We start from the raw sequence: 15,144 nt of genomic DNA, 5'->3' as shown, positions 1-15,144 counted from the left end.
GCGCGATACTCAATGGGAAAACCGGCGCCGGTTGGCAGGCTGGATTTTCTTCGGCGCGTCATGCACGGCCACTTGCGCGCCGCCGGTGGCAAACAGCTGCGATGCCTTCTCGGGCGCCGTCTGCGGATCCTCGTCCTTGAGGAACCACGCGGGCAGGTAGTTCGAATCGTCGCCCGTGATGAAACTGCTGGCATTGCCGACACCGACACTGGCGGCCACGAACTTGGCGTGATTGCGCTCCTTCTCGACAAAATACGGGTACTGGCGACCCGACTCGGCATCGTGGTTCTGGTTCACGATGAAACCCAGGTAGTGCCAGGAGCTGATCATCTGCGAAAAACTGTTCATGCCGCGGCTGTACATCACCTGCATGCCGGCCGGCACGCCCGCGAGCGCCTGTTCTTCCTTGGTGGTGGCGCCATTGATCACGTTCCACGGGCTTTGCGGCGGCCACCAGTAGGCGTAGTAGGTGGGCGGCACGGGAATGAGCGTGTCGGGATTCTTGACCAGGTCCGGATTATCGAAGTTGATCATCTGCACGGAGCAGTCATAGAAGTCGGCCTGCCACGGGATGGCCATGCGCTTGGTCAGGTCGCCCGGTTCGCAGCCGGTGCCGACGGTCGGGTCGTTCCAGTCCAGCGGTTCGCATTCGTCGCGGCCCGGCGACAGGCCATTTTTTGCGTAGTCGGCATCCACGCGGTGCAGGATGGCGTACGCTTTCGCGTAGATGATGGGATTGCGCACGCTCCACGTCACTTCGATGCCCGGGCACATGGGTTCGCCCACGCAATTGCCGATGGCCGCCTGATCGAGCGGGTCGATGCCCGGCAAGGCCAGGCCCGGCGCATCGGCGGCGAATTTGCCGGCAGCCCATTGCTGCAAAGCAAAATATTGCGTATCCGTCAGCACGGAAAACTTGCTGATGACGTTGTTGCGCACGGAATTGCTGCCCGAATTCAGGGGCACGAGGGGTATGCCCGCGCCGGGGTTCTCCGTGCTGGCTTCACTGAACAATTGGCCGCCCTGGCCGCCCGTGAATCCGGGCGCCTGATCCTGCGTGCCGGGGCGGATGGCCGACGGCTTCCTGAAGTAGCTGAAGAATTTTTCGCGCTGCGGCCGGTTCGCTTCCGATGCATCGGCCACGTCGAAGTTGGGGCGGATGAAGGCCGTCATCGAGGGCACCGTCGCCACCCACTGGTAATCGCCTATCCTGGCAAGGAATGGCGCGATGTCCTGCGCGTAATTGACGACATAGTCGGGATTCCAGCCATCGCTGCCGCTCCAGCGGGCCGTGTCGTAGGCTTCGGGCAGCGCGTTCTTGTATTTGATGGCCATGTCGGCCACGACGTCATCCCAGGTGGAAATGTTCACCAGTTCGGGCGCGAACTTCGGCGAGCCGATGACGACCCAGGCTGTCAGTTCCACGGACGGGCTGCCATCCTTGAAATGGATGGTGGCGCTGACGGGGCCGTCGGCCACATCGTCATTCCACGTGTCGCCACCGCCAAAGCCCGTGATGCTTTCTGAGCCGCCGGCGCGGCCATAGGCGCCGATCACCAGCAGGTTGCCGCGCGAATCCGTACGCATTTCACCGAGGGTACGCACGGGATAGCCTTGCGTGATGGCCTGCGGATCGGGGAAGGACACGTGCGCATAGGAACCGGCGCCATCCTTGTCGAAATGGGCCTTGCCCAGCGGCGCGTCCAGGGTGCGCGGTCCCGGGTCGACGATCAGTTTTTGCCGGGCCGCCTCGCCCGTCACATCGCCATTGCGCAGATTGGTCCAGGACGTGGGTGTCAGATTCCAGGCTGGCGGGGTGTTTTCCCAGGTTTCATAGCTGTTGTAAGGGCCAAACATCAGGTCGCCCAGCAGGGGAATGAAGTTCCACCACGCTGCCTTCTTGTTCGCCACGTGCACTGTCCACTCGATCCTGGCAATGCTCGGGTCTTGCAAGTCGACCAGGACTTTTTCGCCGGGACGGCCCGCCACCGACTTGTAAATGCGAAAGCTGGCGGCCTGGCGCCGCACGCGGCCGGCCGCATCCTTGAATTGGGTCACGCGGACCGGCTTGCCATCGACCAGTTGCGGATCGTTGTTGCCGTCCGCTTCGATCGGCAGCCCGCCGATCGCTTCCGGCGCCAGGTAGAACGAATCATGGCTGTTGCCCACGCGGGCAATGCCGATCGATGGGTGTATCGAGTACTGTTCCGTGCTATTCATCAAGTTTTCCCCTGAAAGGTTGGCAATCCTGGTGGCATATCTGGCGGCAGCTACTGGGAAAGATACAGAGAAAAATTAACAAAAAAGTCACCTATTGTCACTTGCTGCGAATATATTCCGGCCATGTGATGCCGCGCAAGTCAACGATTCTGGAATTTACCGGCCCGCGCTGGCGTAATGGAGCAGGGCAGCGGCGTATGAGGTTGTATGATGTTGCTAAAAAGAACTATCACCAATCCGCGCGGGCGCCACTGCCCGCCAGGATGCCTGTCCAGTAAAGGAAAACCTATGTATAAAACAGTGCGCGACATGTTCCTGCATTTCAAGGAAGCCGTCCCATTCCGCCTCGTCCCCGCCCTGATTTGCACGGCCTTGCTGGTGAGCATGCTATTGCTGCCGGCGCCAGATGGCTTGACGCCCAAGGCCTGGGGCCTGGTGGCGATCTTCCTCACCACGATTCTGGCGATCATCCTGAAAGTCATGCCGATCGGCGTGATGGCCATGATGGCGATCGTCATCGTGTCCTTGTCGCAAGTGACGTCGACCTCGTCCAAGGGCGCCATCACGGATGCGCTCAGCAGTTTTTCGAATCCGTTGATCTGGCTGATCGTCGTGGCGATTCTGATATCGCGCGGCCTGAAAAAGACGGGGCTGGGCAGCCGCATCGGCCTGCTGTTCATCTCCCTGCTGGGCAAGCGCACCATGGGCATCGGCTATGGCCTGGCGATTTGCGAACTGGTGCTGGCGCCATTTACGCCGAGCAACACCGCGCGCGGCGGCGGCATCGTCCATCCCGTCATGAAATCGATTGCCAACGCCTTCGATTCGGACCCTGCCAAGGGCACGGAAGGTAAAGTGGGCACGTATCTGGCCCTCGTCAACTACCACGCCAACCCGATTACGTCGGCCATGTTCCTCACGGCCACGGCGCCCAATCCGCTGGTGGTCGATTTCGTGGCCAAGGCCAGCGGCCAGAGTTTCCACCTGACGTGGACCACCTGGGCCCTGTGCATGCTGCTGCCGGGCCTGGTCTGCCTGTTGGTGATGCCGCTGATTATCTACTGGCTGTCGCCGCCGGAACTGAAAGTCACGCCCGATGCCGTCACCTACGCCAAGGCGGAACTGAAAAGCATGGGCCCGCTGTCGCCGTCGGAAAAAGTCATGCTGGGCACGTTTGCCCTGCTGCTGTTGCTGTGGGCCAACGTTCCTGCCATGCTGTTCGGCCCCGCGTTTTCGCTCGATGCGACGGTGGTTGCCTTCGTCGGCTTGTTCGTGCTGATCATTACCGGCACCATCGACTGGGACGACGTGCTGTCCGAGAAGAGCGCCTGGGATACCCTGGTGTGGTTCGGCGCGCTGGTCATGATGGCCGAGCAGTTGAACAAGACGGGCGTGATCGCCTGGTTCTCGGCCGGCATGAAGGCGGCCATCGTCGCCAGCGGCATGGACTGGCTGCCGATCGCCGGCGTGCTGGTGCTGGTGTTCGTCTTTTCACATTACTTCTTTGCCAGCACGACGGCCCACATCAGCGCCATGCTGCTGGCCTTCCTGACGGTGGGCCTGCACCTGATTCCCGCCCAATACCACGTACCGTTCATGCTGATGATGACGGCCGGTTCGGCCATCATGATGACCCTGACCCACTACGCCACGGGCACCTCGCCCATCATCTTCGGCAGCGGTTTCGTGACGATGGGCAACTGGTGGAGAGTCGGCTTCATCATGTGCGTGGTGGAACTGCTGATCTTCGCCGTCGTCGGCGCGACCTGGTGGAAGGTACTCGGTTACTGGTAAGTGGCAAGGCCGGCTAGGCGGCACGGTTGCCGATTTCGATGCCATGGGGGCCCCGTGGCGGCCGTTGCACGCCCGATTCGAAACGCAGGAAGGCTTCCAGCAAGTGGTCTTTCAGCAGGGTTTCGTCCCACGGCTTGGTGATGAACTTGTACACCGAGCCTTCGTTGATGGCCGCCGTGACCGAATGCAGCTCAGGATAGCCGGACAGCATCACGCGCACGATCTCCGGATAGATGCCCTTGATGCGGCGCAATAGTTCGTTGCCGGACATGCCCGGCATGCGCGCATCCGTGAGGATCACGCCCACCGCGTGGGAGGCGACCAGGTCCAGCGCCACCTGCGGATTGGTGGTGCTGAGTATCTGGTAGCCCTCCTTGCGCAGCGAGCGGCGCAGGGCGGACAGGATATGCTCCTCGTCGTCCACCAGCAGCAGCACGCGCTGCGGCGCCACGGCATGGCAGCTCTCGGGCGGCAAATGGGTGCCGGCATACAACATCAGATCCATCTCGGCGCCGGGCAGGGGGCGGCTGAAGTAATAGCCTTGCATGGCGTCGCAGTGATTGGTATTGAGAAATCCCAATTGTTCCTCCGTTTCCACGCCCTCGGCCACCGTGGTCAGGTGCAGCGACTTGGCCATGGCGATGATGGAGCGGGTCAGCGAAGCGCCGTCCACGCTGTCGGTCACGTCGCGGATGAACGATTGATCGATCTTCACCACGTCGATGGGGAATTGCTTGAGATAGGACAAGCTGGAATAGCCAGTGCCGAAGTCATCCAGCGCCAGGGTGACGCCGATTTCCTTCAACTGTTCCAGCGCCCGCACCACCAGGTCGCGGTTTTGCATCAGCACGCTCTCCGTCAGCTCCAGTTCCAGGCAGTGGGCCGGCAGGCTGCTGTCGGCCAGCACTGCGCGCACCAGTTGCGGCATGTCGACCTGGCGAAACTGACGCGCCGAGACGTTGACGGCCATCGTCAGGTGCGCAAAGCCGTAGGCATGCCACACGCCCAGTTGCGCGCAGGCCGTGCGCAGCACCCATTCGCCGATGGCAATGATCATGCCCGTTTCCTCGGCCAGGGGAATGAAGCGGTCCGGCGGCACCAGGCCGATGCCGGGCCGACGCCAGCGCAGCAGCGCTTCCATGCCATAGATTTGTCCAGTGACAAGGTTGACCTTGGGCTGGTAGTGCAATTCCAGCTCGCCCTGCGCCAGCGCATGGTGCAAGGCGTGTTCGATCTCGGCCCGCTCTTCCACCAGCACGCCCATCTTGTGGTTGTAGAACTGGTAAACGTTGCGGCCCTTGTCCTTGGCGCTGTAAAGGGCCGCATCGGCCGTCTTGAGCAGCATGTCGCCGCTGTCGCCATCGGAGGGAAACAGGCTGGCGCCGATACTGGTGCTGACGTGCAAGGTATGTTCGCCCAGCAAAAAGGGCTCGGCGAACACCGCCAGCACCTTTTTGGCGATGTCCTCGGCCGTGTCGCTATCGGGCAAGTCCGTCAGCAGGATGACGAATTCGTCGCCGCCCTGGCGGGCCACGGTATCGCCTTCGCGCACCGCGTGCTGCAATCGCCGCGCCACTTCCTGCAGCAGCGCATCGCCCACCGGGTGGCCGTAGCTGTCGTTGACGAATTTGAAACGATCGAGGTCCAGCATCAGCGTGGCCAGGTGCAAATGGGTGCGGCGGGCGTGGACGATGGCCTGGCCGATGCGGTCGTTCAGCAACTGGCGGTTGGGCAAGTCCGTCAGCGCATCATGGTTGGCCAGGTATTCGATGCGCCATTCCTGCCGCTTGCGTTCCGTGATGTCCTGCATCGTACCGCGCATCAGCAGCACTTGCTGGCCTTCGCGTACGGCCTCGGCCTGGTGGAACACGATGCACTCGCCGCCGCCCGGCTGCAGCACCTTGTGTTCCAGGCTGTAGCCGGTGCCGCTGGCATGCAGTTCCATGAAGGCCTCGAGCAGCATGGGGCGCTGGTCTTCCGGCAGGCATTGCAACAGGCGTTCGAAGCTGGTGGGGCCGGAATCGGCGTCCAGGCCCAGAATGCGCAACAATTCCGGCGACCAGTAGCCGTCGCCATCGGCAAGCCGGTATTCCCAGTTGCCCAGGCGGGCCAGCGCCTGCGCGTGGCTGAGGCTTGCCTGGATACGGTTCAGCTCGGTCAGCGCGCTGCTGGCGCGCAGCAGGTAGCGCAGCCGGTGCGCCAGCAAACGCCATTGCATCGGCTTGGAGATGAAATCGCTGGCGCCCGCTTCCAGCGCCTGCTTGATGGAGTCATCGTCATCGTTGCCGGTCAGCACGACGATGGGCACGTGCGCGCCACCTGGCAGCCGGCGCAGCTGTGCGCAGCATTCGAAGCCGCTCATGCCGGGCATGGCGACGTCGAGCAGGATCAGGTCGGGCACGCCGCGCTGGAAAGCGGCCAGCGCTTCCAGGCCGCTGGCCGCTTCCTCGATGCGGAAGCCTTCCGGCTCCAGCGCTTCCGTCACCAGGAAGCGCGTCATGGTGTCGTCATCGACCACCAGGACCCGTGCTTGCAGGGGCAGTGCGGTATTCATATTACTTCCTTTTCAATGGCCAGGGCGGCGAGGACACGGTCGAGTTCTTGCTGGATGCCGCGGATATGCTGCAGTGCGCTGGCGACGTCATTGCCGCGCGCGTATTGTTCGATTTCACGGCAGGTGGCCGACAAGCCCAGCGCGCCCACGTTGGCGCAGCTGGACTTGAGCGTATGCGCCGCCAGCTGCAGCGCCGCGGTATCGCTGGCCTCGGCCGCCACTTCCAGCTGGCCCAGCAGGCGCGGGGCGTCGCTGTAGAACAGGTCGATGATGCGGCCCAGCACATCGGGACGGCCGGGACGGCGCATGGCGCGCAGGTTTTGCAGGGCGGCCGCGTCGAGCAGGGCAGCCGGTTCGGCCGGCGCCTGCTGGGCAGCCTGCGCCGTCACTGCCAGCGTCTGCGCTGCCGGCGCCTCCGCTGCCTGTGGTGCGGCGGACGCCGGGCGCCAGCGGGCCAGCACGGCCAGCAGGGCGGCGCGCGTATACGGTTTGGCGAGGTAGTCGTCCATGCCCGCGTCCAGACACAGTTCGCGGTCGCCCAGGATGGCATTGGCCGTCAGGGCGATGATGGGCGTGCGGTCACGGCCTTGCTGGGCTTCCATGCGGCGCACGCGCCGCGTCGCTTCGAAGCCGTCCATTTCCGGCATCTGGCAATCCATCAGGATCACATCGAACGGGTAGCGCTCCCACAGGGCCAGCGCGCGCCGCCCGTTGTCGGCCGGCGTGGGGTCGTAGCCGCTATCTTCCAGCATGGCCAGGGCGATTTCCTGGTTGATCGCATTGTCTTCCACCAGCAGCATGCGCAGCGGCGCCAGGCCTGCGGCCCCGGTGTCAGGCGGAGCGGGCAGGGCAGGCGCCAGCGCTGCCAGCGGCGTGCCGCAGCCGCCGATGGCTTCGATGCAGTGGCGCAATTCCAGCGCCCGTACGGGCTTGGTCAGGCAATATTCCACGCCCAGCGCCGTCACCTGGCGCAGCTGGGCCGAGGCGTCGAGGGAACTGAGCATGATGATTTTCAGCGCCGCCATGCCGGCGTCGGCCTTGATCGCTCGTACCAGTTCGGCGCCATCCATGACGGGCATGCGCATGTCGATGATGGCCAGGTCGAACGGATGCCCGCCGCGCAGCGCGCCTTGCAGCAGGCCCAGCGCCTCGGCGCCGTCGGCGGCGCTGGACGCGGCCATCTGCCAATCGATGGCGTGCTGCAGCAGGATATTGCGGTTGGTGGCATTGTCGTCCACGATCAGCACGTGCAAGGCATCGAGCGCCACGCGCGGCGCCGGCACCGGCGGCGCGTCCTCGGGCGCCACGGTGCCCACGACGACGCTCACGGCGAAGCTGGAACCCTGGCCCGCCACGGAATGGAGCACGATGTTGCCGCCCATCATCTCCACCAGTTGCTTGATGATGGCCAGGCCCAGTCCCGTGCCGCCGTATTTGCGCGAAGTGGTGCTGTCGGCCTGGCGGAATGGCTGGAAGACGGCCGCCGCTGCGTCCGGCGCCATGCCGATGCCCGTGTCGCGCACTTCCAGGCGCAGCTGGCCGGCGGCGGGACAGCTGACATCGACGGAAATTTCGCCCCGTTCGGTGAATTTGGTGGCGTTATTGAGCAGGTTGGTGAGGATCTGGCGCAGGCGCACAGGGTCGCCGCGCACATGCTGCGGCACGTCGGCAGCGATGCGGCAGGTAAATTCGATGGCCTTGCGCTGGATGCCGTTGGCAAACAGTGCCACCACGTCGTCGATCATCTGGCGCAGGTCGAAGGGGATGTGTTCGAGCACCAGCTTGCCCGCCTCGATCTTGGAAAAGTCGAGGATGTCGTCGATGATGCTCAGCAAGCTTTCGCCCGAGCGGTGCACCGTGTGCACGAAACGCTGCTGTTTGGGACTCAGTTCTGTGCGCTGCAGCAATTCCGTCATGCCCAGCACGCCATTCATCGGCGTGCGGATTTCATGGCTCATCTTGGCCAGGAATTCCGATTTGGCGCGGTTGGCGGCGTCGGCCTCGGCCTTGGCTTGCGTGAGCGCCAGGTCGCGCTGTTCCACGTGTTCGAGCATGCCGTTGAAGCCCGTGATCAGCTGCCCCAGTTCATCGCTGCCGTGCTGCGCCACGCGCACCGACAGCGCCTTGCCGTCGCGGATATGCGCGATGGCGTAGGACAGGCGCGCCAGCGGCCTGGCGATGGACGCGCTGATCAGGCCTGTGATGGCCACGCAGGCCAGCAGCAGCACCAGCGCGATGCCGAGGATCAGCACGAAGGCACGCCGCACGCCATCGCGCACGGTGGCCACCGCCTCCTGCTGCTGGCCCGTGATGCGCGCCACTTGCTGTGCGGAATAGGCGGCCTGTTCGCGTTCGAAGGCGCGCACATGGTCGATCACCTCATCCAGCGCCTTTTCGCTATCGAGCACGCTGCCCTTGGCTTGCACCAGCCGCTGTCCCGAGCGCTCCACCGCTTCCAGGTAGGTGTTGACGGTGCGTGTTTCGGCCAGCAAGCCCAGCTGGCCTATGCTTTGCAGCAAGGTCTGCATGGTCGCCATGTCGCGCTGCAGGGCGCTGATGCGCCGGGCGATATCGTCGCCCAGGCGCGTGACGTCGGCGGCGGCCGTGGCGAGCATGACTTCGCCCACGTCGATGCTGATGGCGTCGACGGCCAGGTTGATTTCACCGCTGGCATCTTCAATGCGGGCCGAGGTGTGCATGTAGCGGCTGGCCTGTGCCAGCCGGTCGCGCCCGATCGCCAGTTGCAATTCGATGGGATCGAGTTCCTCGGCCAGGCGCAGGTGGGCGGTGGCCAGGGCGGCGCTGATTTGTTCCTTGAGAGCAAGATAGGCAGCCTGCTGCGCCGCGCTGGCGCCGCCCTCGGCCAGCAGCCCCGCGCGCAAGGCCAGCAAGCCGGCGCCAGGATCGAGCAGCTGGCGCGTCGTGGCCAGCAGTTTCGCCCGCAGGGTCAGCTGCGACGGGCTGATGTCGCGCTCGCTGGTGCCGGCCAGGTGCGCCACGGCCGCGGCCAGGCGCTCGCGCAAGGGGGCGATGCGAAAACGGCTCTGCACGGCCTGCGTTTCGGCCAGCGCAATCTGCATGTCGTAGATGCTCTGGCGCAAATCCGTCAGGTAGCGGGCGTTCTGGTTCAGACGCTGGCTTTGCAGCTGCACCTCGGCGGCCGTGGCCTGGGCCTGGCTGTCGACCAGGCGGATATTGCCGCGCGCGCCCTTGGCGGCCGCCTTGATCTGCGCCAGCAGCTGGCGCATCTCCGTGGCCTGCGCCTTGTAATACGCCTCGTTTTCCAGGCGTTTGCGCACGGCGACGCGCATGCGCTGGAATTCCTGGTCGAAAGCCGCGTGGTAGCGGGGCGCCTGCAATTGGCCATGGCGCCGCAAATCGTCGCTGATGCTCTCGGCGGTCTGGATATTGGCGACGATCTTGTTCGACACCTGCTCCAGCTGTGCCAGGTCTTGCGCCTTGCCCAGCTCGAAAAAGTCCGAGGCCATATCCTGCACGGTATAGCGCAGGCGCAACACGTCCGTGTACAGCGGTACCGTTTCGTCGGTCAAGCCATGCACATGGGTTTCGATGCCCTTCACCAGCAGCAGGCCGGTTGCCGCCATCGCGGCCACGCCCGCCAGCAGGACGGTGCTACTGACGATCAGCTTGGTCTTGATTTTCACGCCATGCTCCAGGGCAGGGTGCGCATCACTTCGCGCCAGGCGCCAGCTCGGCCGGGACGATCCTGCCATCGGCGATGCGGGTCAGGAAAACGGCCGTCGATGCCTGGTGGTCGTCTGCTCGCAGCGTCACCTGCAAGCCGCCGAGATCGAGCCGCTCGAAGGTTTCGAAACTCCGGATCAGGCGTTCGCGCGTGAGGTCCGCGCCCGTGCGGCGCAGCGCCGCCACCATCAGCGTGGCCGAGATGCAGCCCTCGAAACTGACAAACGACAGCCTGGCCGCCGGCACATGTTTGGCCAGCAGGTCGGCGCATTCGGCGGCGATGGGCAGCGTGCGTTCCCCGGGCAGGGGCACCACCTGCGAGATCAGGATGTTGTTGCCTTCCGTGCCCAGCAGTTGCAGCAGGCTGTCCGTGCCGACAAACGATACCGTGGCCAGGGCCGCCTTCAGCTTGGCCTGGCTTGCCTCGCGCACGAACGCCGCCACCGGGGTGTAGGGGCCGGCCATGATGACCACCTGCAAGTCGTGGCCGATCAGGGCCGCCAGTCCCGCCTTGACGGCCGTGGTGCCGCGCTGGAAGGCACCCTTGGCGACGAGTTCCATGCCGCGCCGCTGCAGGGCGCGCACGGTGCCGTCGAGCACGGCATTGCCGAAGCCATCGTCCTGGTACAGGACACCGAAGCGCTTGATGCCCCGGCTGACGAAATACTGCACCAGGGCATCGGACTCATCGTCATAACTGGCACGAAAGTTGATGATTTCATGCACCACGGGGCGGCGCAAGGTCATGGCGCCCGTAAACGCGCCCACCAGCGGCACCTTCATTTCCTGGACGATCGGTATGACGGCGTTGGTCGTGGGCGTCCCCACGTTGCCGAACAGGGCGAATACCTGTTTTTCCTCGACCAGCCTGAGCGTTTCGCTGATGGCCCGGTCCGGGTCGTAGCCATCGTCGGCGACCACCAGCTCGATGCTGCGGCCATGGATGCCGCCGCGCTGGTTTGCTTCCTGGAAAACAGCCATCGCGCCATCGAGCATGGCCCGTCCCAGCCCGGAGGCCGCTCCGGTCTGGGCATTGACCATGCCGAGCCGGATGTGCGTATCGCTCACGCCCGGTTCGGCGGCATGCACTACGCCGGCCGCGACGGTGATAGCGAAGCAGCAGCATTCCGGGAAAAAGCGCGGGAAAAAGCGCATGAGCTACCTTTATTGAGGTTGACCGGTATCAACAGGTACGGGGTTGACAATGAGTATGGAGGAAATTGCCAACGCAAAACTCACACATAGTCACAGTTCCAAAGGCGACTCAGGGAACGGGCATCCGCACCACCACCTTGCCACGCGCGCGGCCTTGCGCCAGGTAGGCCAGCGCCTGTTTCGCCTCAAGAAAGGGAAACACACTGTCGATGACGGGGCGGATGCTTCCCGCTTCGACCAAAGCGGCGATCTGTGCCAGCTGGCCGCCGTCGGGACGCACGAAGTGGAAGGCATAACTGGCGCCGCGCCGGCGCGCCAGGCCGATGATCTTGCGGCTGAGCAAACCAAACACCAGCTTCAGCACCACATTCATGCCGCGCGCGCGGGCGAAAGCGAGGTCTGGCGGGCCGATCAGCGAGACGACGCGGCTGCCAGGCTTGACGATGCGCATGGCCTTTTCGAGCCCGTCGCCGCGCAGCGTGCCCAGCACGGCGTCGTAATCGCGCAGCACCTGTTCGAACGGCTGCTGCTTGTAGTCGATGACTTCATCGGCGCCCAGGCCGCGCACCAGTGCCAGATTCGCCGTGCTGGTGGTGGTGCCCACGCGGGCGCCCAGATGTTTGGCCAGTTGGATGGCGAACGTGCCGATGCCGCCGGACCCGGCCGGGATGAACACTTTCTGGCCCGGCTGCAGCTGCATGCGCTCGTGCATGGCTTGCCATGCCGTCAAGCCCACCATGGGAATTGAGGCCGCTTGCACGAAATCGAGGTTCGCCGGTTTCAGCGCGGCCGCCTGCTCGGGCACGACGGCAAACTCGGCCAGGCTGCCGTATGGCGTGTCGAAAATACTCGCATACACGGCGTCGCCCACGTGAAAACGCGTGACGCCGCTGCCGACTTCCACCACCACGCCGGCCAAGTCGCTGCCCAGGGTGGCCGGCAAGCGCAGTTTCAAGATCGGCTTGAAGTCGCCGTTGGGGATCAGGTTATCGATGGGGTTGAGGCCCACGGCGTGCACCCGCACCAGCAGTTCGCCGGGGCCGGGTGTGGGGCGGGGCAGTTCGGCAAACGCCACATGTTCGGAGCTGCCGTATTTTGTCAATTGCAAGGCTTGCATGATGTTCTCTCTGAATGCTGGAAAAAATGCTGGCGTTCAGGCCAGGCGCAGGTCCTTGCGCAAGCCGGCGTCCAGCAGCGCGGCGGGCAGGAAACGGCGCATCAGGCGCAAGCGTGCCGCCAGCGGCCCGGCCGTGTAGCGTAGCTTGGGCTTGCTTGCCTGCGCCGCCGCCAAAACCGTGTCGGCCACGATGGCCGGGTCATCGGCGCTGGCCATCAGCGCTTGCAGCCGGCTTGTGACGGCCGCGCGCACTTGCCGGTAGGCGGCCAGCGGGGTATCGGGCGCCAGCAGGTTGGCTTCGAACGTGGTTTTCGTGTAGGCCGGTTCGATGACGCTGGCGCGGATGCCCCAGCCGCGCACTTCATGGTCGAGCGATTCAGTGTAGCCCTCGATGGCGTGCTTGGTGGCCGAATACAGCGCGCCGTAGGGCATGGGCAAAAAGCCCACGACGGAACCGATATTGAGGATGCGTCCGCCGCCCTGGGCCCGCATGTGCGGCAGCACGGCCAGGGTCATGCGCAGCACGCCATAAAAATTCGTGTCGAAGATGGCTTGCGCCTGCGCCATGCTGCTTTCCTCGGCCCCCGCCGGGGCCACGCCGAAACCGGCGTTGTTCACCAGCAAGTCGATGCGGCCTGCGCGTTGCATCACCTCGGCGACGGCGGCGGCGACAGACGCATCGCTGGTGACGTCGAGCGCCAGCATCGCATGGCCGGCTGCGGCTGCGCCCGCCTGGCTACCGCGGCGGCTGGTGCCGTACACCGTGTAGCCCGCTTGCGCCAGGCGCCGGGCCGTGGCCGCGCCGATGCCGGACGAGGCGCCGGTGACCAGGGCAATCTTGTTGTTCTTCATGGCAGTCCTTCAGTGGTTGATGGCATAAAATATGACGGTCGTCATATTGTTGTTTGAAAAAAACCCGGGACGGACCCGGGTCATGGGCGTTACGGCTGGTTTGTGTCTTGAAACTGCGCCAGGGTGGCCGCGCACAGCGCGTCCGACAGGGCCGGCTCGTCGACGGCGCGCGCCAGGATGGTGGCGCCGATCATGGCGCACACCGTCGCCATGGCTTGCGCGTGCGCTTCGGGCTGGCCCCAGTTGGGCATCTGGCGCGCGAACAAGTCGATCATTTCCTTGATGTGGATGGTGGCGGCACGCCGCACCTCGGGCGCCTGGCGCGGCATTTCCGAACCCAGCGCCGAGACGGGGCAGCCCACCTCGATGGCGGCGATGTGTGCGGGCGACAGGTAGGCCGCCAGCATGGCCTGCAGCGCCTGGCCCGGCGGGGCGGCAGCCGCCACTCTGGCCGCCAGCGCCACCGATTCGGCGCCTGCGCGGTCGCCCGCTTCGGCCAGCAGCGCGTCGCGCGAGGCGAAGTGCGCATAAAAGCCGCCGTGTGTCAGACCCGCTTCCTTCATGATGTCGGCCACGCCCGTGCCCGCATAGCCGCTGCGGCGGATGGCGCGCGTGGCCACCTCGACGATGCGTTCGTGGGTGGATTCCTTGCGGCTTTGCGCCGATGGTTTCTTGTTAGATGAATTCTGCATGATGATCATCATATCGTAGTTTTCAACAGCGTGCACGCGAGGCGCTCAGGGCAGCTCAGAACAGCCCGGCCGTCCAGTCGGTAAACGCCCGCATCGCCGGCGAGAGAAAGCGCTGATGCGGGTAGAGCAGCGATACCGGCACGGGCGCCGGCCGCCTGTCGGCCAGCACCTCGACCAGTTCCCCGGCCTGCAGCTGGCCGCTTATGAGGATCTCGGCCAGCTGCATCAAGCCATGGCCGGCCAGGCCCAGCTCGATGTACAGCCCCGTTTCGTTGACGGCGACCGTGCCGGGAAGGGGAACGGCGATGCTGGTGCCGTCTTCGATGAAATGCAGGTCGCTGCCACGCCGCATGGTGCTGGAAAAGTAGTGGACGGCACGGTGTCCCGGCAAATCCTCCAGGGTTGCGGGAACACCGTGTTCGGCCAGGTAGGACGGCGCTGCGCAAGTGATCCAGCGCAGCTCGCCCAGGCGGCGCGCGACCAGGGTCGAGTCTTCCAGGCTGCCGGTGCGGATCACGCAATCGACGCCTTCCTGTATCAAGTCCACCTGGCGGTCATTGACGCCGATCATCAGGTAGATATCGGGATAGCGCTGCTGGAATTGCGCCAGCTGCGGCAGGATCACGGCATGGGCAATGCCGCCAGGCATATCCACGCGCAAGCGTCCTTGCGGACGCTCGCTGGAACCTTGCAGGCTCGCTTCGGTGTCGGCGATCAGCTCGATGATCTCGCGGCAGCGGTGGAAGTAACGCTCGCCTTCCGGTGTCAGGCTGAGGTTTCTGGTGGAGCGGTTCAGAAGGCGCGTCTGCAAATGCTTTTCCAGCCGCTTGATGATGGCGGTCACCGACGATGCGGGCAAACCCAGGGTCTCCGCCGCGCGCACGAAACTCCTGCTCTCGACCACGCGAAGGAATACCTGCATTGCTTGTATGCGGTCCATGTCTTGTCTTCGTAGCAGTAGGGGAGACGGCACTATAACCCAATATTATTCGGATTTTCTGCATGGTGAAAACACACGGCGCTACTTTTTCCGCAGGTTTGCCTGCACTAGACTG

The 15,144-nt window shown here is 64.5% G+C and carries 9 protein-coding genes; 1 reads left to right on the top strand and 8 read right to left on the bottom strand.

Annotated elements, in window-relative coordinates; genetic code table 11:
* Nucleotides 1–9: 9 nt before the first annotated feature.
* On the bottom strand, nucleotides 10–2,220 hold the full coding sequence (gene lodA / locus C8C92_RS15285; RefSeq protein ID WP_116744465.1) for a CTQ-dependent lysine 6-oxidase LodA: 2,211 nt from the start codon (nucleotides 2,218–2,220) through the stop codon (nucleotides 10–12).
* 288 nt (nucleotides 2,221–2,508) lie between these two features.
* Between lodA and C8C92_RS15280 the strand changes: the two genes are divergently transcribed.
* Entirely contained in the window at nucleotides 2,509–4,014 is a 1,506-nt protein-coding gene (locus tag C8C92_RS15280) for an anion permease (protein WP_116744464.1), read from the top strand.
* A gap of 13 nt (nucleotides 4,015–4,027) precedes the next feature.
* Here the strand turns inward: C8C92_RS15280 and C8C92_RS15275 are convergent, their stop codons facing one another.
* The 7 genes from C8C92_RS15275 to C8C92_RS15245 form a co-directional block, all read right to left on the bottom strand.
* Nucleotides 4,028–6,568, bottom strand: coding sequence for an EAL domain-containing protein (locus C8C92_RS15275; RefSeq protein WP_116744463.1), 2,541 nt, complete (start codon nucleotides 6,566–6,568; stop codon nucleotides 4,028–4,030).
* Entirely contained in the window at nucleotides 6,565–10,233 is a 3,669-nt protein-coding gene (locus tag C8C92_RS15270; RefSeq protein ID WP_165829453.1) for a response regulator, read from the bottom strand. Before C8C92_RS15270 ends, C8C92_RS15275 begins: the two co-directional genes overlap by 4 nt.
* Nucleotides 10,234–10,258: 25 nt before the next feature.
* Nucleotides 10,259–11,428 carry an ABC transporter substrate-binding protein gene (locus C8C92_RS15265; protein ID WP_116744461.1) on the bottom strand — a complete coding sequence of 390 codons (1,170 nt, stop codon included), beginning with the start codon at nucleotides 11,426–11,428 and terminating at the stop codon, nucleotides 10,259–10,261.
* Nucleotides 11,429–11,537: 109 nt separating this feature from the next.
* Nucleotides 11,538–12,545: an NADP-dependent oxidoreductase gene (locus C8C92_RS15260; protein ID WP_116744460.1), complete on the bottom strand. Its 1,008-nt coding sequence runs from the start codon at nucleotides 12,543–12,545 to the stop codon at nucleotides 11,538–11,540.
* A gap of 36 nt (nucleotides 12,546–12,581) precedes the next feature.
* On the bottom strand, nucleotides 12,582–13,397 hold the full coding sequence (locus C8C92_RS15255) for an oxidoreductase (protein ID WP_099763752.1): 816 nt from the start codon (nucleotides 13,395–13,397) through the stop codon (nucleotides 12,582–12,584).
* Between the two features lie 89 nt (nucleotides 13,398–13,486).
* Nucleotides 13,487–14,101, bottom strand: coding sequence for a TetR/AcrR family transcriptional regulator (locus tag C8C92_RS15250; protein WP_116744459.1), 615 nt, complete (start codon nucleotides 14,099–14,101; stop codon nucleotides 13,487–13,489).
* A 43-nt stretch (nucleotides 14,102–14,144) separates the two neighbouring features.
* Nucleotides 14,145–15,029 (bottom strand): LysR family transcriptional regulator, encoded by an 885-nt coding sequence (locus C8C92_RS15245; protein ID WP_116744458.1) that lies wholly within the window; start codon nucleotides 15,027–15,029, stop codon nucleotides 14,145–14,147.
* Nucleotides 15,030–15,144 lie beyond the last annotated feature (115 nt).

Origin of the sequence: Janthinobacterium sp. 78, assembly GCF_003096775.1 — a bacterium.
Classification (GTDB): domain Bacteria; phylum Pseudomonadota; class Gammaproteobacteria; order Burkholderiales; family Burkholderiaceae_D; genus Janthinobacterium; species Janthinobacterium tructae.
This window is presented reverse-complemented; position numbering and strand designations above follow the sequence as displayed.

Coding starts and splice junctions, on each gene's coding strand:
- lodA (WP_116744465.1), bottom strand. CDS start 2,220: ATGAATAGCACGGAACAGTACTCGATACACCCATCGATCGGCATTGCC.
- C8C92_RS15280 (WP_116744464.1), top strand. CDS start 2,509: ATGTATAAAACAGTGCGCGACATGTTCCTGCATTTCAAGGAAGCCGTC.
- C8C92_RS15275 (WP_116744463.1), bottom strand. CDS start 6,568: ATGAATACCGCACTGCCCCTGCAAGCACGGGTCCTGGTGGTCGATGAC.
- C8C92_RS15265 (WP_116744461.1), bottom strand. CDS start 11,428: ATGCGCTTTTTCCCGCGCTTTTTCCCGGAATGCTGCTGCTTCGCTATC.
- C8C92_RS15260 (WP_116744460.1), bottom strand. CDS start 12,545: ATGCAAGCCTTGCAATTGACAAAATACGGCAGCTCCGAACATGTGGCG.
- C8C92_RS15255 (WP_099763752.1), bottom strand. CDS start 13,397: ATGAAGAACAACAAGATTGCCCTGGTCACCGGCGCCTCGTCCGGCATC.
- C8C92_RS15250 (WP_116744459.1), bottom strand. CDS start 14,101: ATGATGATCATCATGCAGAATTCATCTAACAAGAAACCATCGGCGCAA.
- C8C92_RS15245 (WP_116744458.1), bottom strand. CDS start 15,029: ATGGACCGCATACAAGCAATGCAGGTATTCCTTCGCGTGGTCGAGAGC.